Genomic DNA, 19,019 nt, shown 5'->3' on the forward strand with positions numbered 1-19,019 from the left:
TGCTAAAACCGAAAAGAGAATATGGAAACATATTCTCTTTTTTTATATTTAACTTTTATGCTGATTGGAAGATATAAGCGCAATAATTGAGTCTGCCACTTTTTGCGTGAGAGTTTTAAGTTTTTGTTCGGCATGCCCTGATAAAAAATAATGGTAATGATAAATACGTTCTAGATAAGAAATACAAATAAAAAAAGTACCTACAGGTTTTTCCGTGGTTTCACTTCCGCCATGTTTGAGTAAACCTGTACAACTTACAATAATATCGGCTTGTTGAAATAGAGTTTGACCAAGCCTGCACATTTCTTCAGTTACTTGTGGTGATTCTGCTGTGTAGGTTTCGATTAACTTTGGTTCAACTTTTAAAACACTGATTTTAATACTGGGGTCATAACTCACTAATCCGCCCAGTAAAATATCAGCGCCACTATTTTTATGAATCGAAAACTGACTGGTTAAGTAACCTGAACTGGCACTTTCAATAAATGCAACTTTAAGTTGAAGATCTTCTAATAATTGACAGCATTGCTGAAGCATTATTCCACCTCGTATGGTGTTTATTTATGAATAAATCTAAATACAAATACATTATAAAATCACAGTAAGTGATCTGGAGTTATGGTGCAAGTCTGAGATAACAATCTATAAAACTACTTGAATATTCACAAAAAGCCTGTGAAGAATTTCAGATTTTAAAATGATCAATGCTAATTATCGGGAAGTTTCTTTATAACATTGCGACAAGGTTAAAAAGTTGCTAGTTTGATTCGATATAACGAACAATAACAATTTTAGGAAGTAGGTAATGAATAATAAGCAAGGGTATATGCTGGGAGTTTTGAGTGGTGTGTTTGTATTATTATCAAATGCCTGGGCAGCACAACCAATGACAGAAAGTGCGCTAGCCACCCAAACAGGTGCGGTAACCACATCTTTACCCGTCATTATTGCTAAGGCTCAAGATGATGCACAAAAACCTGAAATAGAGCAGCACCAAGCTCGCAAAGAATTAGGCGATAACTATTTACAAGAAGTTCGTTGGAACTCACTAAGGTCGAGTGTGCTATCACCTTATCAAGAACAAAAACAAAATCAGGTAATAGATATTAAAGAAAAGAAAAAATTAGAAATGGTTGCACTACCAGACCGAGCGGACCGTTTTACACGTTATGAGTTTGAGCCAAAAAATGTACATGGTGAAGTTATCATTACCGTAAAGTAATGATAACTTTCTACCAAATTTATATTAGTTCAGTCCTAAATGCTGAATTTTCCATGCACGGTGGATTTTTTGATTACGTTTAAAATCTGGTCCAATTGTTTCAAAAGTAATTTCTTCAACGTCGTATAGCGCTTCAATTTCTTCATCCATCTCAAAGCCACGGTAGTTATTTGAGAAGTAAAGCGTACCTTCACTTGTTAAACGGTTCATTGCACGTTTAATAAGAGAAACATGGTCGCGTTGTACGTCAAAAGTACCGTAGAATTTTTTAGAGTTAGAGAAGGTAGGTGGGTCAATAAAGATAAGATCGTATTGTTCGTGACCTTCTTTTAGCCATTCAAAACAGTCACTTGCAAAGAACATGTGTTGTTCGTCTGCATGATCAACAGTTAAACCATTTAAAACGAAGTTTTCTTTAGACCAGCTCAAGTACGTGTTCGATAAGTCGACACTTGTAGTACTTGCAGCACCACCTAAAGCCGCATGTAAGCTGGCTGTAGAGGTATAACTATATAAGTTAAGGAAGTGTTTACCACGAGCTTCTTGAGCAATACGTAAACGCATTTGACGATGGTCAAGGAATAAACCTGTATCAAGATAGTCAGTCAAGTTTACTAAAATTTTAGCTTTACCTTCTTGAACGATAAAACGTTTTGAAGCTGTGCTTTGTTTCGTATATTGGTTAGTACCTGTTTGGCGAGCACGCGTTTTAATAAAAATAGCGTCGCGGTTTAAACCAGTAACAGCACGAATTACAGCAAGTGCTAAATTAAAACGTTTTTTTGCTTTTTCAGGATCGATTGTTTTTGGTGGTGCATATTCCTGGACATGTAAACGGTCACCATATAAATCGACAGCGACATTAAAGTCAGGTAAGTCGGCATCGTATAAACGTAAGCAGTAAATATTTTCTTTGGTGGCCCATTTTTTCAAGGCAGTCATATTTTTTTGCAAACGGTTCGCAAAGTCTTGAGCTTCTTCCATTTCAACAGGTTGAGCTTGCCAAGTTGCTAAAAATGGCTGTGTTACTTTTTCTGGTTTGATTGCACCAAAACGAATGTAAATTGGTAACTTACCATTCATTAAACGTAAAGTTTCAGGCGCTTCAAAAGCTAAAACATCTGCTTGTTCAATTTGAGCTGCAATAATAGCTGCATATTGATTTGGGAAATGTTTTTGTAAAAGTGCCGATAACCCTAAGTAAAGAGAACGGTTTGATGCTTTATCACCTAAACGTTCGCCATATGGAGGGTTAGTCACAATAAAAGCTGTTTTCTTTTCAGCAGCAAAATCTGGCCAGTCAGCTAAAGTACGTTCTTCAATTTGAATTTGGCCTAATAGCTTTTCAAAGCCTGCTGCAATAATATTTTCACGAGTTGCTTTTACAGCTTCCCAGTCAGCATCAAACGCATAGAACTTAGGTAGTGGTTGCTCAAGCGCTTTTTCATGACGTTCTGCTGCTTCAGCTTTGAGTGAAAGCCAAAGTTCACGATCATGACCATGCCAGCCATTAAAGCCAAAACGGCGAACAAGACCAGGTGCGCGGTCAGTTAAAATCATTAATGCTTCAATGATAAATGTACCTGAACCACACATCGGGTCGAATACAAGCTCTGGATTACGTTCTTTAAGTTTGGCTTTTTGTAAAATTGCGGCAGCTAGGTTTTCTTTAATCGGTGCATCCGTCATATAACGACGGTAGCCGCGTTTATGTAATGAGTCACCAGATAAATCTAGACAATAAGTATGTTCAGTCTTGCCAGCAAGTACATATAACGTAATTTCTGGTTGTTTAGTATCAATACTTGGACGACGGCCGACAGCTTCCATAAAGGAATCGACTACACCGTCTTTTGCTCTAAGCGTTGCAAATTGGGTATTAACTTTAATTTCACGCTCTGCATGTAAGCGAATAGCAAAGGTACTTTGTGGTGCAAAAATAAGTGACCAGTCAAAGCTTATTGCACCTTCGTAAAGCTCTTCCGCTACATCACGTGCATCATGTGTATGTTCAAGTTCATACGTATGGATTGGAAGTAAAACACGAGAGGCGAGACGTGACCACATGCAAATGCGATAAGCATGTTCAAGTGTTCCTTCAATGATTAAACGTCCAGCTTTACGTTCTGTCACTTTGGTGCCAAGCTGTTCTATTTCTTCTTGTAAGAGGCTTTCTAAACCATCAGCACAAGTAATCCAATAGTGGTTTAAACGTAAAGAGGTATTCATAAACTCGATTGACCAAAACATATAAATATTAACGATGCAAAGTTTAACTTATTTTGATGTGTAAAGGTTTTTAAATTATTGCAACCTATCACTTGGCAACCAATAAACTGATTTTTAAAGCTTAAATCCTATAAACTGGTATGTATTTTGCTAAACCTCTATGAGTAAAGCTTATTTATTAAATGGTTTTTAACCAATTTTATGATTTGAAAGCATAGGGGAATATAAATGAAAGATATGATGGGGAATGGTTTTGTAGCCAATGCGGAAGCTTTTTCAGTGTCTACACAAATATATGTGCGTATGCGTAGGATCACAGGGCGGGTCATAGATGCATTGTATGTGGTCCAAAATAAAGATTACGCAAAGTATGTAATAGCGCTGGCTTTGGAAACAGATGACGATGAATTAAAACGTTATGTTGAACGATTAAACTCATTGACTGACTCCATACCAGAGCTTCCTCAAAAACAAATCGCGGAAAATGTTCAGTTAAACGAAGAAAAAGAAATCACGGCTGAAGACATTTATCGGGCACAAGTTCCGCACCATTATATTGGTGCTTTAAGGTAATATCGGCATGGCCCTAAATTTTCTGGTCAATTTAGGGTCTTATTCTGTAAAGTTCTTCTGCGAAAAAGCTGGAATTCAGCTACACTATGCACGTTTTCGCGATTCGACCCATAGGAATCCATTATGCATATTGCAGCATTGCATCAACCGAGCCAGGTTCAGCTCAATCAAGACGGAAATTTAAAACATTTTTTAACGATTGAGGGCCTTTCAAAAGAAAACCTCACTAAGATTTTAGATACCGCTCAAAGCTTTTTAGACGATAATAATAATTTAATTAACCGCCCGCTTTTAGAAGGACGGACGGTGATGAATCTCTTCTTTGAAAACTCCACACGTACCCGTACTACTTTTGAAGCAGCAGCAAAACGTTTGTCTGCCAATGTATTAAACATTGATATAGCACGTTCAAGCACGTCAAAAGGTGAGACTTTACGAGATACACTTTGGAACCTCGAAGCAATGGCTGCCGATATTTTTGTAGTTCGCCATTCATCTTCGGGTGCTGCACATTTCATTGCTAAAGATGTATGTCCAAAAGTCGCAATTATTAATGCCGGAGATGGACGTCATGCCCATCCAACGCAAGCGATGCTCGATATGCTCACAATTCGCCGTGAGACGAAAAAACCATTTGAAGATTTGAGTGTTGCGATTATTGGTGACATTAAACATTCCCGTGTGGCACGTTCAGATGTGGCTGCACTTCAAACTCTTGGATGTAAAGACATTCGTGTAATTGCACCAAATACATTATTACCAGTTGGCTTTTCAGAATACGGTGACCATGTTCGTTTGTTCAATAACATGGATGAAGGCGTCACTGGTTGTGATGTGATTATTGCGCTACGTATTCAAAATGAGCGTATTGATTCACCAGCGTTATCTTCGCAATCTGAATTTTATAGAATGTATGGCTTAAACAAAGAGCGCCTAGGTTTAGCTAAACCGGACTGTATTGTTATGCATCCGGGACCAATGAACCGCGGTGTAGAAATTGATTCGAGTATTGCCGATGGTGACCAGTCTGTGATTTTAAAACAGGTTACTAACGGTATTGCAGTTCGTATGGCTGTACTGGCGTTGTCTATGCAAGGGCAACTGCAAGAACAAGGTTTAATTGAAGCGATTGCGTTGTAAGGAATGGATCACATGAGTATTGTAAAAATTGAAAATGTACGTGTGTTAGACCCAATCCAAAAAACAGACAGCGTACAAACTGTATATATTCAAGACGGTAAGCTCGTTGCTCCAGTCGAACAAGTTGAACAAACCATTGATGGGCAAGGCAAATGGTTAATGCCGACCATGGTTGATTTGTGTGCACGTTTACGTGAACCGGGTCAACAGCAGCATGGTACGCTTAAGTCTGAAGGAAAGGCTGCACGTGCTAATGGTATTTTGCACGTGATTACCCCACCAGACTCAAAGCCAATTGTACAAGACAATGGTGCCCTCATTCATGGTTTGATTGAAAAGGCTTGGCATGACGGCGGTATTCACCTGCATATTATTGGTGCTCAGACTCAAGGCCTAAATGGTAAACAACCAGCAAATATGGCAGGTCTTAAAAAGGGTGGGTGTACTGCTGTTTCAAATGCAAATGCTGCTTTTGAAAATGATGATGTTGTTGTCCGCACGCTTGAGTATGCTGCGGGTCTCGGTCTAACAGTAGTGTTCTATGCTGAAGAGCCGCAACTTGCTAAAGATGGCTGTGCTCATGAAGGCTTTATCGCATCGCGTCAAGGTTTGCCAATGATTCCTGCAATTGCTGAAACTGTAGCGATTGCAAAATACTTGCTTATGATTGAAGCGACAGGTGTCAAAGCTCACTTTGGCTTGTTGTCTTGCGGTGCATCAGTTGAATTAATTCGTGCAGCAAAAGCGAAAGGTTTACCTGTTACTGCCGACGTCGCAATGCACCAGTTACATTTAACTGAACAATTAACGGATGGCTTTAACTCACTTGCACATGTTCGTCCACCATTACGTTCTGAGCAAGATAAAGAGCTTTTACGCCAAGGTTTAAAACAAGGTGTAATTGATGCAATTTGTACGCATCACGAACCATTAAGCAGTTCAGCGAAAATGGCTCCATTTGCTGAAACCCAACCTGGTATTACTGCATTTGATACTTATGTAGCTCTAGGTATCCAACTCATTAATGAAGGCTTATTTGAGCCACTTGAGTGGGTTACTAAAGTAACAAGTGCTCCTGCACAGGTAGCAAACATGACTGCGCGTTGGCAAGCTGAAGCTGGGTGGGTGTTGGTAGATCCTGAACTAAGCTGGACGTTAACTAAAGACACTATCTTGTCACAAGGAAAAAACACGCCATTACTGGGTCAAAACCTTACTGGTAAAGTGATACAGACTTTTGCTATATAGTTTTTAACTGTTAAAAGCTTATTCAAAATATAAACAGGCAGATCATAATGATCTGCCTGTTTTGTAAATACTAGATGGAAAATTGTATATAAATTATTTAAAAGACAACAAAAGATTTCGAGCGCATTAGAATAAAAAACTATCAGCAAATAGAAGTATTTGAATAATCAAAAAATTGCTGGTTACGACGTATAAGATTCGGGAGAATAAACAATGTCGATAAACCCTATAGAACTGCTTAAAGAAAAAGTATCATCAACAATATTGAATAATCAGGATGGATTCCTAGGCGAAAAAACTAACGCGCTCTCTAAGTTTTATCCAATTCTACTTTCATTATTAGCTGCTAAACCTGATCTTATTGGACAGTTAAAAAACAGTTTAGCTCCATCATTATCCGATCTTTTTTCTCATAATGACCAAATTAAAAATACGGTACTAACACACCTAAGTGGCACTGCACCATCTGCCGAGATTGAAAGTACACTCAATAGTGCGATCAAACCCAGTCTTAATACGATTTCTGAAGTCGCTGGAAGCGATCAACAAAGCATTGTGAACTATTTACGTCAACATGCGGAAACGATTCGTTCATATTTACCAGGGTGGGCAGTAGGCTTATTAGCTCCATTGGGTATTGGTGCGGGTTTATCATCAGTAACTACATCAACTGCACCTCCACTTGCAGCGGCAACGGAAACGACTGGTAAATCTCGCGGTTTCTTACCGATTATTGCGCTTATTATTCTTGGTTTATTAATTGCTTGGTTATGGCGCTCTTGCCAGCATAAAGAAGCTACACCTGTACCTGAGACTACTCCTGCAAGTGGTGTAGCGGCCGCAGCAGCTGCACCGGCTACTTTAACTTTAAGTACGGACGATAAAGGGGCAGTAAGTCAATGTCAGGCAGGCATTGGTGATCAGGGCTTCTTGGCAACTTTACAAACGCAAGTTAAAAAAGTTCTTTCAGGGACTAAAGACTGTAATGTTGATACCAGTCAAACTTATGCTGCCGCATTTACCGATAAAGATGCGTTAGCAGGTGTGCTCGGTGCCTTAAAAGGAGTTCCAAACGCGTCTTTAGAATGGGTTGGTGACAAAATCACTTTGAAAGCAGGTGATGCCGCAGCTTTAGAAGCTTTAACTGCAAAAGTAAAAGCACTCGTTCCTCATACTGAAGTTGTTTCAGCTGCACCACAAACAGCTGAGCAATCTGTAAGTAATAGCTTAACTGCTTCACAAACTGCTTTAGGCTCAATTGACCCGAACAATGTAGATGTAAATGCTCTAGTTAAAGCGCTTAACTTGCAAATCATTAACTTCGCGAGTGGTTCAAGTGAAATTCCAGCAGACAATAAAGCCATTCTTGACCAAGCTGCAACACTGTTAAATAAAGTGACTAGTGTGAAATTAAACGTAGGCGGTCATACAGACTCAACAGGTAATGCTGCTGCCAATAAAGCACTTTCTCAACGCCGTGCTCAAGCTGTCGTAGATTACTTGGTTTCTAAAGGCGTAGATGCATCTAAACTTGTTGCCCAAGGCCATGGTTCAGAAAACCCTGTTGCAGAAAACACAACTGAAGAAGGACGCTTTAAAAACCGTCGTATTGAGTTTTCAGTAGCTCAATAATCAATAGATTCACAAAAAAGTTTGATTTTATTGAATTCTGATTTGAAAAAAGCTTCTCATTTTGAGAAGCTTTTTTTATAAAGATCAATATTGTTGGGTTGGTATGAAAATCAGTTTGTTAGGAAGTGGCCGTGTTGCTTTTCATTTGGCAAAGGCACTTTTGGCTAAGGGGCATAACATCGCACAAGTCTATGCGCGTGATTTTGAGAAAACCCAGAAATTTGCAGAACAAATTCAAGCAAAAGCATGTCAGTCTCTTCAAGAGTTTCAAGCGAGTGACTTAATTATTTTAGCTGTTTCAGACAGTGCTATTAGTGAACTTACAATGCAAGTACACGCGTTATTTCCAGAAACGCTTATGGTTCATACTTCGGGTAGTACCAATATTGAAGTTATTAGTAATATTCATAAAAAAGCTGGGGTGTTTTATCCTTTACAGACTTTTAGTTTTGAAAGAGACGTTGATTGGAAAGCCACACCATTATTTGTAGAGGCGACCAATAACGATGATTTAGTAATACTTTCTGATTTAGCAAATAGCCTAAGTAATCGAGTATATCAATACACTTCAAAACAACGTTTAACTTTACATTTAGCGGCTGTGTTTGCTTGTAATTTTAGTAACTACTGTTTTGATATGGCTAAACAGATTGTGGATGCAGAACAAGTCGACTTTAGCTTGCTTTATCCATTAATTGTGGAAACAGCAAAAAAAGCCACTGAAAATGATCCGAAACAAATGCAAACTGGGCCTGCGGTAAGGGGAGATGAAAATATCTTGGCAATGCATGAGGGGCTATTAACTCAAGCAAATAGGGATGACTTAAAACAGGTCTATCAACTTTTAAGTGATGACATCGTGAAGCGCCATCACTCGGCTTAAAACTTATTTAAAAATTAAGGTTCGCCGTTATTGCCCCATTTTAAGAAGCCAGCACGCTGATTTAACCGTTCAAAATATTGGTCGACATGTTTAAGCGTTGGATGATCAAAAGGAGTGGCTTTCCAGCGCTGTACAGATAGACCAATTGGAATATCCGCTAGAGTAAACTCAGTACCTGCAACATAGGCTTGAGTTTTTGCAAGTTGTTGGTCAAGAATCTGCATATGATGATTCCAGTTATCAATACCTTGTTGTAATAAGTTAGGGTCTTGATGATCTGGTGAATGTCTAAGTAGAGACATAATCGTATAAGTCCAGCTGTTATTTAGCTCGATCGCTTGCCAATCAAGCCACTGGTCAACAAAGAACCTTTCTTTTGCTTGAGTAGGGTAAAGCTTATGCTCTTTATCGTAAGCATTGGCGAGATAACGGATAATACTGTTGGACTGCCAAAGGACTAAATCGCCATCTAAAACAACAGGAATTTGACCATTTGGATTTAATTGTAAATATTCAGGTAATTGAGCAGAGCGAAAGCCTCGTCCCCAATCTTCTCTCTCATATTCAAGATTTAATTCTTCACATAGCCATAAGACTTTGCGAACGTTAATTGAGTTATCGCGCCCTAAAATTTTTAACATATTGCTTTCTGACTTTTCGTGAATTTCAGTAAATTGAATGTAATACAGATTCTTTGGTTTTTTAAGATTTAATAATAAAAAAGATACCAGAACAAATACTAGCTATAAGAGCATAATTTTTTTGATATTTATTATTCTTTTGTGGTGAAAATATACAGACAGTTTTGTATAGCAAGTGTTAAAATAATGTATTGAAAATGAAAATATAAATTTTGAATGTATTTAATTTTACAATTGATGATCAAGACAAGATCATAGGGGAAGACGTAATCCAAGCATGCCAATTCGGCGAGTCGTTTTCTCCAACTTAAATTACACTGTTTTGTATGAGAATTTAAAATAGTATTAGATAGAGAAAAATATTTTATATGTTTAATTTATTATTAATGGGGCTTTCAATTTTTTTTGGATTTTTTTTAATCTTATGGTTAGTTTTTAAGTTTCTTCTTCTTGTGGTTAAGTATATCTATACAAAGTATATTTTTCTAGGATTATCCTTAATTTTACTTTTAATTTGGGGTGGCTATTTTATTGTAAAAAATTATGAACAAAGAAAAATAGAGAAAAATTTTTGTTTGCAAGCTAAAAATTTTAATACAAATCAATTGTATGAAAGAGCGATGGCAAGTTATTTTCAGAGTTATAAAGATGATATCATTTTTAAAAAATCGAGAGATAAAGTAGATGATAATGAAAAAAGTGATAATACTACTTATAATCTATTTGTTTTAAAAGAAAATATTCATAATCTTGATGACTTGCAAAATGCTTTTAAAAGTCAAATTGAAAATCCATATAATACCATTAATTCTAAAGTTACTGTAGGAAAAAGAGGAAATAAAATACTTGATGAGGATTTGGTATTAGATGGTATTTCTCATGGTAGTGTTGTGGTTTTAACAGGGTTTTCAAAAATACGAGACAATATTGACGTAAATAATAAAAATTTTTATCAGAAAATCAATAATAAAAATAGTTTTTTATTAACATTTTCATCAGATGGTGAAGCCAATCTGCAAAATTTTTATCCCTATAACTGCTGTAGTATTATTAATTATGATAATTTAATTAATAATAAGAGGGTTAGTCATCTTTCTAAGCAAAAAATAACTAAATATTATTTAATAGTTTCTTATTATAGATATAAAATTAATACATTTATTAAGGACATGAAATATATACCACTTAAAGAAATTTATATTGAATCTCAGGCACATCCTATTGATGAATGTGGAAGGGTTTATTTTAATGTTTATCTTTCTGTAGAAGATTGAGTGTTAATTGAAGTTGGATTAGGATAAATAATGATATGTAATATAGTTTATATTAAAAATTATGAATTATTGTCTTTATGTTAGTTTTAATGTTTTTATTAATTGTGAAGCATGAAGGTTGTTTGGGCTTGAATGGGGGTTAAAATGAAGAAATATAAAATATTATTTTTTGCTATATTGGTGTTTTTCGTAATATTTGATTTTTTAAATAATAAATATTACGAATATATAATTAATAAAAATGAAAAAAAAGGATTTTGTACAAGTGAAAATAAATATCTTACTGATGAAGAAAAGTTAATAAATTTAAAAGCAGATTTTTTGGCTATAGAAATGGAACATTGGATTAGAGATGGTCGTGAAGGATTTAATGTGAATGATAATGTAATGTATGTTTCTAAATTTAATTTTAATAATAAGGAAGAAATTATTGAAGTGATAAGTACTGCAAAAATAGATAAAACATTTGAAGAAAATATGGATGTTATAGCAGTGGCAACAATGCAGGAATATTATGATAATAAAGATTGTAAGAAAAATAAAAGAAGATGCAGAGATTTAAGAGAAAATAAGAATAATTTAAAAAGTTTATGGACAAAAGATAATCGTGTGGATATTGATTATTTGAAAAGCTTGCCAATGAACTATTCTGTAATAACTTATGGGCGAACAATTTATCCACTTTCAAGTTTGAAAAAAATAAGTAACAGTAATTATAGTATAGAAGAATACTCTATTGATAAGCTTTGTTGTGATAATAAAAAAATCCTTAAATCGATTAAAACAATCGATTTAAAAATGATAAGGAATATGAAAAGAATGGAAGAAGGTGAAAAAATTTATAGTACCAAAGAACCTGATTTAAATTTGGATCAAATTGATGGCCAAAATATTGATAATATTTATATTATGAAGTTATATGAAAATTTAGCACTTAATGAGCCAGAACAAGTCCAAAGATATGGATTACGTATGAGTATAGGCTCTTTAAGACGTGATATACATCCAAACGTTAGAAAAATATTAGTCACAGCATGTGGCACTATTTCAGAAGAAGAGCAAATATTTAACTCTAGTGAAACTCAAAGTGGCGAAGATATTTCATTGAGAAAAAGAAATAAATTATATTAATTAAATGTGTTGTCAGTTGATTTTTAAATGAAAAACCTAAACTCTAAGAGCTTGTACTTATTATTTTTAATTTTTTACTCAGTAGGAGTCCTCTATTGGGTAATAAGTAATAAGAATTTTTATGGAATAAGATTTTTATCTATATGGTCTATTGTGATGATATGGATTGTAAATTTCAATTCAATTTTTTTAAGTTATAAAGTGAATTTTTTTAAAAAAATTAATTCTTCTGTAGAAATAAAAATTAAATTTTTTTTGATGGTCTTTTTTTTAGCTCCTTTGGTTACAGGGCTACCTGAAAAAATATCAATTTTATTTTTTTATAATATTGAGGAAGGTTATAGAGAATCAGAAACTCATAAAGTTGAAGTTGCAGGTTATTTCAAAACGGGAACCTCTAAACAAGGAGGAGACACTTGGGCTTATGCTGAGGATCGAGAGAATAAAAGAATAAATTATGTAATGGTATGCAACTTAATATCTAGGGTTAAGTGTGATTTAGGAGGTTTAAAAGGAGAGAAAGCAATTGTTAAATTAAAACAAGAAAATAGCTATCCGTTAAAAAATATGAGTGTAGTTTATAGATTTGAAAGTAAAAATCTGAATATGGGGGAAAATGAATTAATAGAATTATATAAGGAAAATAAAAAATTTATTTCCTATTTTTTATTCTTTATTTATATTCCATCAATTTGTTTTTCTTTTTTAATCTTAAAGAAACTTTAAAAGGCATTAAATACTAATATTTAATGCCTTCATTTTTGTCTCTAATAGTTAAATTTTACTTAATCTTCTTAAAGATAAAGTCATTAATCTTATGACCCGACTCAATACCACGGCGTTCAAACTTAGTCACTGGGCGCCAGTCTGGACGAGGGTAGCTATTGCCTTTACCCGCCAAGTTTTCAAGGTTTGGACGGTTGTCTAGTACATCAAGCATCCATTCTGCATACGGTTCCCAGTCTGTTGCAGCATGGAAGGTACCACCAAGCTCAAGTTTCTGTTCGACCAGTTGCATACGCTCATGAATAACAAAACGGCGTTTGAAATGACGTTTCTTTTGCCAAGGGTCTGGGAAGTAAAGTTGTACGCAGTTGATACTGTTGTCTGGCATTTCACGTAAAACTTGAATCGCGTCTGCATCGAGTACACGTAAGTTTTTAAGTTCCGCTATACCTGCTTCATATAAACATTGGGCAATACCAGGTACGTGTACTTCAATGCCTACATAGTTGAGTTCAGGATTTGCTTTAGCCATAAGAACTAAAGAGCGGCCCATCCCAAAACCAATTTCAACAGTTAAAGGGCGCTCTGGATGTTCAAAGTGTTGACGTAAGTCACCAACAGGATATTCCAAAATTAAATCGCGATGTTGTTCTAATGCCGTGCGTTGAGACGTATTAAGTGGTGCTGAACGACGCATAAACGTCACAATTTCACGGTGTTCAGGCAAATTGTCTAAGTCTGCAATTTGCGTTTCTAACTGATCGATCGACATAACCTTGGCAATATTGAAATTCAAATGCGGTATTTTAAGTCTTCAGGTGGTCAAGTCAAATATTTCGGTGTTTTTCTTCATGTAGATGTCATGATCAATATTTAATCTAAGAGACTAATTAAAACTCACATGAACAATTTTACTCATGAAAACTTTTCAGTTAAGAACACTTTCGGTTTTTTTAAGTGCATTTGGTGCATTTTCATATAGCTCTGTTGCTCAGGCGCAGCTTATGTTTAGTCAGTATGTTGATGGCAGTAGTAATAAAAAAGGGTTAGAAATTTATAACCCGGATGGTACTACAGTTAACTTGGCCGATTATGAGATTCAACAGTTTAATAATGGTGGCACTGCAAAAACGGTGTCTTTCCGTTTACAAGGTACAATTGCGAGTAAGCAGAAGTTTTTAGTGGGACGCTCGGAGCTACAAACTGAACTTGGTAGTAAAGTAAATCAAGTAGCTGCATTATCTTTTAATGGTGATGATGCAGTTGTGCTCGTTTATAAAGGCACACCTGTCGATCGTTTTGGGCGTATTGGTGAACGACCAGAGGCAGGTTGGGGAACAGCCGTTTCAAGTTTAGGAAATAGTTTTAAGCGTATTGAAACGGAAAACCCAGCTTTAAGTATTGACCCAACCGCAGCATTTGATTTGGATCATTCATGGTCAGCATGGGCAAACCGAAATGATTTCTCAAATCTATCGGGTTCGACTACTCAACCGCCTGTGCAAACGGTCAGTTGTTCAAGCTCAGATACACCAATTGCCGATTTAGCATCTTCCACACAAAATCAAACTTATACAGTACGTGGCGTAATTACTGCTGACTATCGTTATGCTAATGGTTTTTCAGGCTTTTATGTTCAAACACCTGACACTAAAGCACGTGCAAATGTAAGCAATGCCATTTTTGTTTATATACCAAATAGCAGCATGGTAAAAGGTGGGCAAGTTGGTGATGAAGTCATCTTACGTGGTCGTTTAACAAGCTATCAAAATCAACTACAGATCGACCAATTACAACAAGATATTCAGACCTGTAATACTAATATGGCAAATCAGGTTCAGCCAATTAGTTTAGAGTTACCATTTACCAGCTTAACAGGCGGTTCAACCAATTCTCCACAGCGCTATCAAGGAATGTTGGTTAAATTACCTCAGACTTTAACGGTGAGTGAAAACTATAATTATGGTCGTTATGGTGAGTTATCGTTAAGTTTAGGCCGTTTATATATTCCAACCAACTTATATCCTGCCTTGTCGCCAGAAGCAAAAGCTTTAGCTCAGAAAAATTTATTATCGAAAATTATCTTTGATGATGGTTATAACAATCAAAACCGTACGCCATGGTTACCAACAAATTTTAGTGCTGCTAATACATTGCGTTCTGGCTATCAGCTTAAAAATGTTGAAGGGATTTTAGAGTATCGTTTTAATGGTTGGCGAGTACAGCCAGTGCTTGGACGTACGCAACCAGAAGTTGTTACTCAAACAAATCCACGCCAGAGTGTCATTACAAAAAATGCCAATCATATTCGTGTAGCTTCATTTAACGTTTTGAACTATGACAATGGTGCAACAGGTTTCCCAACAGAGCGTGGTGCAAACACACAAGCAGAGTTTGATAAACAGCACCGTAAAATTGTGAGTGCATTAAAAGCGATTGATGCTGACGTATACGGTTTGATGGAAATTGCAAACAATGGTTATGGTCCAAACAGCGCAATTGCTCATTTAACCAGTGCATTAGGTCCTGATTGGAAATATGTTATTCCTGAAAATTTGGATCGTTTAGGTGGTGATGTTATTGCTGTTGCGATTATTTATAACAGCAAGCGTGTTAAGCCTTTAAACAAACCTGTTGTGCTTGATTTGGGTGATAAAAACCGAACAACCTTAGCACAAACTTTCCAGGCTGTTCGTGGTAATAAAACGTTTACCGTTATTCCAAACCATTTGAAGTCAAAAGGTTGTACAGGAGTAGATGCTAACTCTACTGATGCCGATCAAAATGATGGTCAAGGATGTTGGAATCCAACCCGTGTGAAAGCAGTTGACCAAATTGTGCAGTGGCTAGCGAAAAATCCAACTCAAGTTCCTAAGCAAAATGCTTTACTCGTTGGAGACATGAATAGCTATGCAAAAGAAGCACCAATTTTAGCTTTTGAAAAAGCTAACTATAAGGTTCTCCTCAATGATGCTAAGGTTGGACAAGGCGCTCAGGCATATAGCTATGTGTTTGGTGTGGCAAGTGATGCAAATGGTAATGGGGGAGCGGGTAACTTAGACCATGCAATTGCCGATGCAGATTTATATCCAAAAGTAGTGCGTACTTTTGCTTGGCATATCAATGCAGATGAACCAACTGTTCTAGATTATAACGAAGAATATAAAACTGATGAGCAAAAGGCTCTGTTTTATGGTGAAGATGCTTATCGTTCTTCGGACCATGATCCTGTCATTGTCGATCTAGATTTAAATGGTAAAGATTCAAGTCATCCTGATAATGGCAACAAAAATCCTATTTTGGATTTCCTAAACCAATTAGTGGAATGGATTAGCCAACTTTTTAAACGTAATTAACGGTAAAAAATGCGTGATGGGAATGTGTTTTATCATATTTTAAACAATCGTCACGCAAGACAACTTGCAAGGTCAAACTTTTTCAAGAATATTAGGTAGTGTAAGTAATTTATAAATTTACGCTTTTTTACAATTAAGGAATTGTACAAACCTTGCAGGTTTTTTAGAAGCAATTTAAAACGTTAATGTAAGATAAGAAGGATCAGATATGAAATTATATTATTCGCCAGGCGCATGTTCTTTAGCTGCACATATTATTTTAAATGAAATTAATGTTGATTTTGATTTAGAACGAGTAAATTTAAAAACACATAAAACAGAAAAAGGTGCAGATTATTACGAAATTAATCCAAAGGGCTATGTACCAGCTTTAGAAATTAACCCAGGTTTGATTTTGACGGAAAACGTGGCGATTTTACCGTTTCTTGCTCAGCATGATCCTAAACAAGATTTGATTCCTCCTTCAGGCTTAGGCCGTGCGAAAGTGTTGGAATGGTTGGGCTATTTAAATTCTGAACTGCATGATGCATACGCAGTATTTTTTGGGGCGCCATTAACAAACGATGAAAAAACCAAAGCTTATGCTGAAATCGACCGTCTTTTAAAATATATCGATAATTATTTGGCTGAGTCAGATTATGACTATTTAGTAAATGATAATTTTGGTCCAGCAGATGCATACTTATTTGTGTTAACAAATTGGTCAAATTCAATTGAGCATGATCTAACGCCATATAAAAATATTATTGCACTACGTAATAAAGTTGCAGAACGTCAATCTGTACAAATCGCGATGCGTGATGAAGGTTTAATTTCATAAGCTTTTAGATGCATTAAAAAAGCCCCTAATCAATAGGGGCTTTTTTAATATTGAATATAACTTAGTGTTGAGCTTTTTCTTTTACATCAGCAGCTGCATGTTCAACAGCTTGAGCTGTATCAGCAGTTGCTTTACGCGCAGTCGCTTCAGTTTGTGCAGCAGCATTTGCAGTAGTATCGGCAGCGTGGTCAGCAGCAGCATCAATCTTAGCTGTAGCGTTGTCTGTAGCAGTTGCAATATCGCTCGCAGCTTTGTCACCAGCAGATTTAATATCTGCTGTTGCTTGTTTAGCAGCATTTTCTAAATGTTCACCTGTAGTCGCACCAGTTTCTGGAGCTTTCTCTTTATTACAACCAACAAGGGCAACAGTCGCAGCAAGACCTAAAGCAACAAGTAATTTATTCATTGTGTTTTTCCTTCTAATTCATGGCATCCAAAATTATGGATGTCTAAAATATAAACATAAAGTAACTGATTAATAAAGATCAAAAATTGTTAAAAAGTTGTAACTTCAACATTAAAAAAGCCTAGCATTTTGCAATGCTAGGCTTTCGCTCAATAACAGGATTTAACCAGTTTTATTGCCCAGAACGGATGATGTAATCAAACGCAGAAAGTGATGCTTTAGCGCCTTCACCTGTGGCAATAATGATTTGTTTGTAAGGTACAGTGGTACAGTCACCTGCAGCGAATACACCTTTTACATTGGTTTCATTGCGGTCATTGACAATAATCTCGCCACGATTAGTTAACTCAACTTCACTTTCTTTCAAGAAGTCAGTGTTTGGTAATAAACCAATCTGTACAAAGATTCCTGCAAGCTCGACCACATGCTCTTCATCAGTTGCACGGTCTTTATATTTAAGACCTGTTACTTGTGAACCATCACCCAATACTTCTGTGCTTAAGGCATTCATAATTACTGTGGTGTTTGGCAAGCTATGCAATTTGTTTTGCAACACTTGGTCTGCACGAAGTTTAGTGTCAAACTCAACCAAAGTTACATGCTCAACAATACCTGCAAGGTCAATCGCCGCTTCAACACCTGAGTTACCACCACCAATCACGGCAACACGTTTACCTTTGAACAGTGGACCATCACAGTGCGGACAGTACGCTACACCACGGGTACGGTATTCAGCTTCACCCGGTACATTCATTTCTCTCCAACGTGCTCCTGTTGAAAGGATCACAGTTTTCGATTCAAGTTTTGCACCGTTTTCAAGTTCAACTTCAACCAAGCCATTTGCTGTTTGGTTGGCACCTGTGATTTTGCTAACACGTTGTAGGTTCATGATATCAACATCATATTCACGAACGTGTGCTTCCATCTCGGCAGCAAACTTAGGACCTTGAGTCTTTTGCACAGAAGTGAAGTTTTCAATGTCCATGGTATCCATGACCTGACCACCGAAGCGTTCAGCCACGATACCAGTGTTAATACCTTTACGTGCTGCATAGATTGCTGCTGTTGCGCCTGCAGGTCCACCACCAATCACCAATACATCAAACGCATCTTTGGCATTGAGTGCTGCTGCATCTTTTTCAGCAGAGTTGGTATCAAGTTTTGCCACAATTTCTTCAAGCGTCATACGACCTTGACCAATATGTTCATTGTCTTGGAACACCATTGGTACAGCCATGATTTTGCGTTGTTCCACTTCATCTTGGAAGAAAGCACCATCAATCATGGTTGCCGTAGTGTTCGGGTTATAAATGGCAATCAGGTTAAGCGCCTGTACCACGTCCGGACAGTTATGACAGCTAAGTGATACGAATACATCAAAGTTGGCTTTGAGGTTTAAACCTTTAATTTGATTTAAAACCTCATCCGACACTTTAGGTGCATAGCCAGACACTTGTAACAGTGCCAAGATCAAAGATGTAAACTCATGGCCCATTGGTAAGCCTGCAAAGAACACACGAGGCTGTTCACCTGCTTTAGCCACACCAAAGCTTGGACGACGTGTATTGTTACCGTCAAAACGGGCTGTTACCTTGTCAGAAAGCTCAGCGATTTCAGTTACTAATTCTTTAATTTGGGCAGCTTTATCTGATTCATCCAAAGCAGCAACTAATTCGATTGGACTTTCTAAACGTTCTAAGTAAGCTTTTAATTGAGTTTTAATGTTTTGATCTAACAT

17 protein-coding genes are annotated in these 19,019 nt (G+C 36.5%); 11 read left to right on the forward strand and 6 right to left on the reverse strand.

Annotated features, from left to right (window positions below):
- Positions 1-48: 48 nt before the first annotated feature.
- Entirely contained in the window at positions 49-537 is a 489-nt protein-coding gene (locus MKL35_RS15915) for a CinA family protein (RefSeq protein WP_004709838.1), read from the reverse strand.
- A 268-nt stretch (positions 538-805) separates the two neighbouring features.
- On the opposite strand from MKL35_RS15915, the gene MKL35_RS15920 reads away from it, so the two are divergent.
- Positions 806-1,222 (forward strand): hypothetical protein, encoded by a 417-nt coding sequence (locus tag MKL35_RS15920; RefSeq protein ID WP_004888026.1) that lies wholly within the window; start codon positions 806-808, stop codon positions 1,220-1,222.
- Positions 1,223-1,246: 24 nt separating this feature from the next.
- Here the strand turns inward: MKL35_RS15920 and rlmKL are convergent, their stop codons facing one another.
- Complete coding sequence (rlmKL, locus tag MKL35_RS15925; protein WP_270914138.1) at positions 1,247-3,451, reverse strand: bifunctional 23S rRNA (guanine(2069)-N(7))-methyltransferase RlmK/23S rRNA (guanine(2445)-N(2))-methyltransferase RlmL; 2,205 nt, start codon at positions 3,449-3,451, stop codon at positions 1,247-1,249.
- A 228-nt stretch (positions 3,452-3,679) separates the two neighbouring features.
- Here rlmKL and MKL35_RS15930 point away from each other — a divergent pair, with 228 nt between their 5' ends.
- From MKL35_RS15930 to MKL35_RS15950, 5 genes are all read left to right on the forward strand, one after another.
- The gene (locus tag MKL35_RS15930) at positions 3,680-4,024 is read left to right on the forward strand and encodes a hypothetical protein (RefSeq protein WP_004709834.1); all 345 of its coding nucleotides are present in this window, start codon (positions 3,680-3,682) and stop codon (positions 4,022-4,024) included.
- A gap of 123 nt (positions 4,025-4,147) precedes the next feature.
- Positions 4,148-5,164: an aspartate carbamoyltransferase catalytic subunit gene (locus MKL35_RS15935; RefSeq protein ID WP_032011699.1), complete on the forward strand. Its 1,017-nt coding sequence runs from the start codon at positions 4,148-4,150 to the stop codon at positions 5,162-5,164.
- A 12-nt stretch (positions 5,165-5,176) separates the two neighbouring features.
- Complete coding sequence (locus MKL35_RS15940) at positions 5,177-6,412, forward strand: dihydroorotase (RefSeq protein WP_199983335.1); 1,236 nt, start codon at positions 5,177-5,179, stop codon at positions 6,410-6,412.
- A gap of 213 nt (positions 6,413-6,625) precedes the next feature.
- Entirely contained in the window at positions 6,626-8,044 is a 1,419-nt protein-coding gene (locus tag MKL35_RS15945) for an OmpA family protein (protein ID WP_004709830.1), read from the forward strand.
- 103 nt (positions 8,045-8,147) lie between these two features.
- Complete coding sequence (locus tag MKL35_RS15950; protein WP_032011701.1) at positions 8,148-8,927, forward strand: Rossmann-like and DUF2520 domain-containing protein; 780 nt, start codon at positions 8,148-8,150, stop codon at positions 8,925-8,927.
- Positions 8,928-8,941: 14 nt separating this feature from the next.
- On the opposite strand, the gene MKL35_RS15955 is transcribed toward MKL35_RS15950, so the two are convergent.
- Positions 8,942-9,568 carry a glutathione S-transferase family protein gene (locus MKL35_RS15955; protein WP_032011702.1) on the reverse strand — a complete coding sequence of 209 codons (627 nt, stop codon included), beginning with the start codon at positions 9,566-9,568 and terminating at the stop codon, positions 8,942-8,944.
- A gap of 368 nt (positions 9,569-9,936) precedes the next feature.
- Between MKL35_RS15955 and MKL35_RS15960 the strand changes: the two genes are divergently transcribed.
- The 3 genes from MKL35_RS15960 to MKL35_RS15970 all read left to right on the forward strand — a co-directional run bounded on the left by MKL35_RS15960 (position 9,937) and on the right by MKL35_RS15970 (position 12,699).
- The gene (locus MKL35_RS15960; protein WP_032011703.1) at positions 9,937-10,842 is read left to right on the forward strand and encodes a hypothetical protein; all 906 of its coding nucleotides are present in this window, start codon (positions 9,937-9,939) and stop codon (positions 10,840-10,842) included.
- Positions 10,843-10,986: 144 nt separating this feature from the next.
- The gene (locus tag MKL35_RS15965; protein ID WP_106479491.1) at positions 10,987-11,973 is read left to right on the forward strand and encodes a hypothetical protein; all 987 of its coding nucleotides are present in this window, start codon (positions 10,987-10,989) and stop codon (positions 11,971-11,973) included.
- Between the two features lie 156 nt (positions 11,974-12,129).
- Positions 12,130-12,699, forward strand: coding sequence for a hypothetical protein (locus tag MKL35_RS15970; RefSeq protein ID WP_146134248.1), 570 nt, complete (start codon positions 12,130-12,132; stop codon positions 12,697-12,699).
- A gap of 55 nt (positions 12,700-12,754) precedes the next feature.
- Here MKL35_RS15970 and trmB read toward each other — a convergent pair whose 3' ends face one another.
- Entirely contained in the window at positions 12,755-13,471 is a 717-nt protein-coding gene (trmB, locus tag MKL35_RS15975) for a tRNA (guanosine(46)-N7)-methyltransferase TrmB (RefSeq protein ID WP_032011706.1), read from the reverse strand.
- Positions 13,472-13,616: 145 nt separating this feature from the next.
- Here trmB and MKL35_RS15980 point away from each other — a divergent pair, with 145 nt between their 5' ends.
- Together MKL35_RS15980 and MKL35_RS15985 are read left to right on the forward strand one after the other, a co-directional pair.
- On the forward strand, positions 13,617-16,055 hold the full coding sequence (locus MKL35_RS15980) for an ExeM/NucH family extracellular endonuclease (RefSeq protein ID WP_032011707.1): 2,439 nt from the start codon (positions 13,617-13,619) through the stop codon (positions 16,053-16,055).
- A 208-nt stretch (positions 16,056-16,263) separates the two neighbouring features.
- Positions 16,264-16,875, forward strand: coding sequence for a glutathione binding-like protein (locus MKL35_RS15985; protein ID WP_016805635.1), 612 nt, complete (start codon positions 16,264-16,266; stop codon positions 16,873-16,875).
- Between the two features lie 61 nt (positions 16,876-16,936).
- On the opposite strand, the gene MKL35_RS15990 is transcribed toward MKL35_RS15985, so the two are convergent.
- Positions 16,937-17,281: a hypothetical protein gene (locus MKL35_RS15990; RefSeq protein WP_002156827.1), complete on the reverse strand. Its 345-nt coding sequence runs from the start codon at positions 17,279-17,281 to the stop codon at positions 16,937-16,939.
- A gap of 172 nt (positions 17,282-17,453) precedes the next feature.
- The gene (gene ahpF / locus MKL35_RS15995; RefSeq protein ID WP_106482774.1) at positions 17,454-19,019 is read right to left on the reverse strand and encodes an alkyl hydroperoxide reductase subunit F; all 1,566 of its coding nucleotides are present in this window, start codon (positions 19,017-19,019) and stop codon (positions 17,454-17,456) included.

Source organism: Acinetobacter sp. AOR41_HL (genome assembly GCF_027854645.1).
Taxonomy (GTDB): domain Bacteria; phylum Pseudomonadota; class Gammaproteobacteria; order Pseudomonadales; family Moraxellaceae; genus Acinetobacter; species Acinetobacter nosocomialis.

Coding starts and splice junctions, on each gene's coding strand:
- MKL35_RS15915 (WP_004709838.1), bottom strand. CDS start 537: ATGCTTCAGCAATGCTGTCAATTATTAGAAGATCTTCAACTTAAAGTT.
- MKL35_RS15920 (WP_004888026.1), top strand. CDS start 806: ATGAATAATAAGCAAGGGTATATGCTGGGAGTTTTGAGTGGTGTGTTT.
- rlmKL (WP_270914138.1), bottom strand. CDS start 3,451: ATGAATACCTCTTTACGTTTAAACCACTATTGGATTACTTGTGCTGAT.
- MKL35_RS15930 (WP_004709834.1), top strand. CDS start 3,680: ATGAAAGATATGATGGGGAATGGTTTTGTAGCCAATGCGGAAGCTTTT.
- MKL35_RS15935 (WP_032011699.1), top strand. CDS start 4,148: ATGCATATTGCAGCATTGCATCAACCGAGCCAGGTTCAGCTCAATCAA.
- MKL35_RS15940 (WP_199983335.1), top strand. CDS start 5,177: ATGAGTATTGTAAAAATTGAAAATGTACGTGTGTTAGACCCAATCCAA.
- MKL35_RS15945 (WP_004709830.1), top strand. CDS start 6,626: ATGTCGATAAACCCTATAGAACTGCTTAAAGAAAAAGTATCATCAACA.
- MKL35_RS15950 (WP_032011701.1), top strand. CDS start 8,148: ATGAAAATCAGTTTGTTAGGAAGTGGCCGTGTTGCTTTTCATTTGGCA.
- MKL35_RS15955 (WP_032011702.1), bottom strand. CDS start 9,568: ATGTTAAAAATTTTAGGGCGCGATAACTCAATTAACGTTCGCAAAGTC.
- MKL35_RS15960 (WP_032011703.1), top strand. CDS start 9,937: ATGTTTAATTTATTATTAATGGGGCTTTCAATTTTTTTTGGATTTTTT.
- MKL35_RS15965 (WP_106479491.1), top strand. CDS start 10,987: ATGAAGAAATATAAAATATTATTTTTTGCTATATTGGTGTTTTTCGTA.
- MKL35_RS15970 (WP_146134248.1), top strand. CDS start 12,130: ATGATATGGATTGTAAATTTCAATTCAATTTTTTTAAGTTATAAAGTG.
- trmB (WP_032011706.1), bottom strand. CDS start 13,471: ATGTCGATCGATCAGTTAGAAACGCAAATTGCAGACTTAGACAATTTG.
- MKL35_RS15980 (WP_032011707.1), top strand. CDS start 13,617: ATGAAAACTTTTCAGTTAAGAACACTTTCGGTTTTTTTAAGTGCATTT.
- MKL35_RS15985 (WP_016805635.1), top strand. CDS start 16,264: ATGAAATTATATTATTCGCCAGGCGCATGTTCTTTAGCTGCACATATT.
- MKL35_RS15990 (WP_002156827.1), bottom strand. CDS start 17,281: ATGAATAAATTACTTGTTGCTTTAGGTCTTGCTGCGACTGTTGCCCTT.
- ahpF (WP_106482774.1), bottom strand. CDS start 19,019: ATGTTAGATCAAAACATTAAAACTCAATTAAAAGCTTACTTAGAACGT.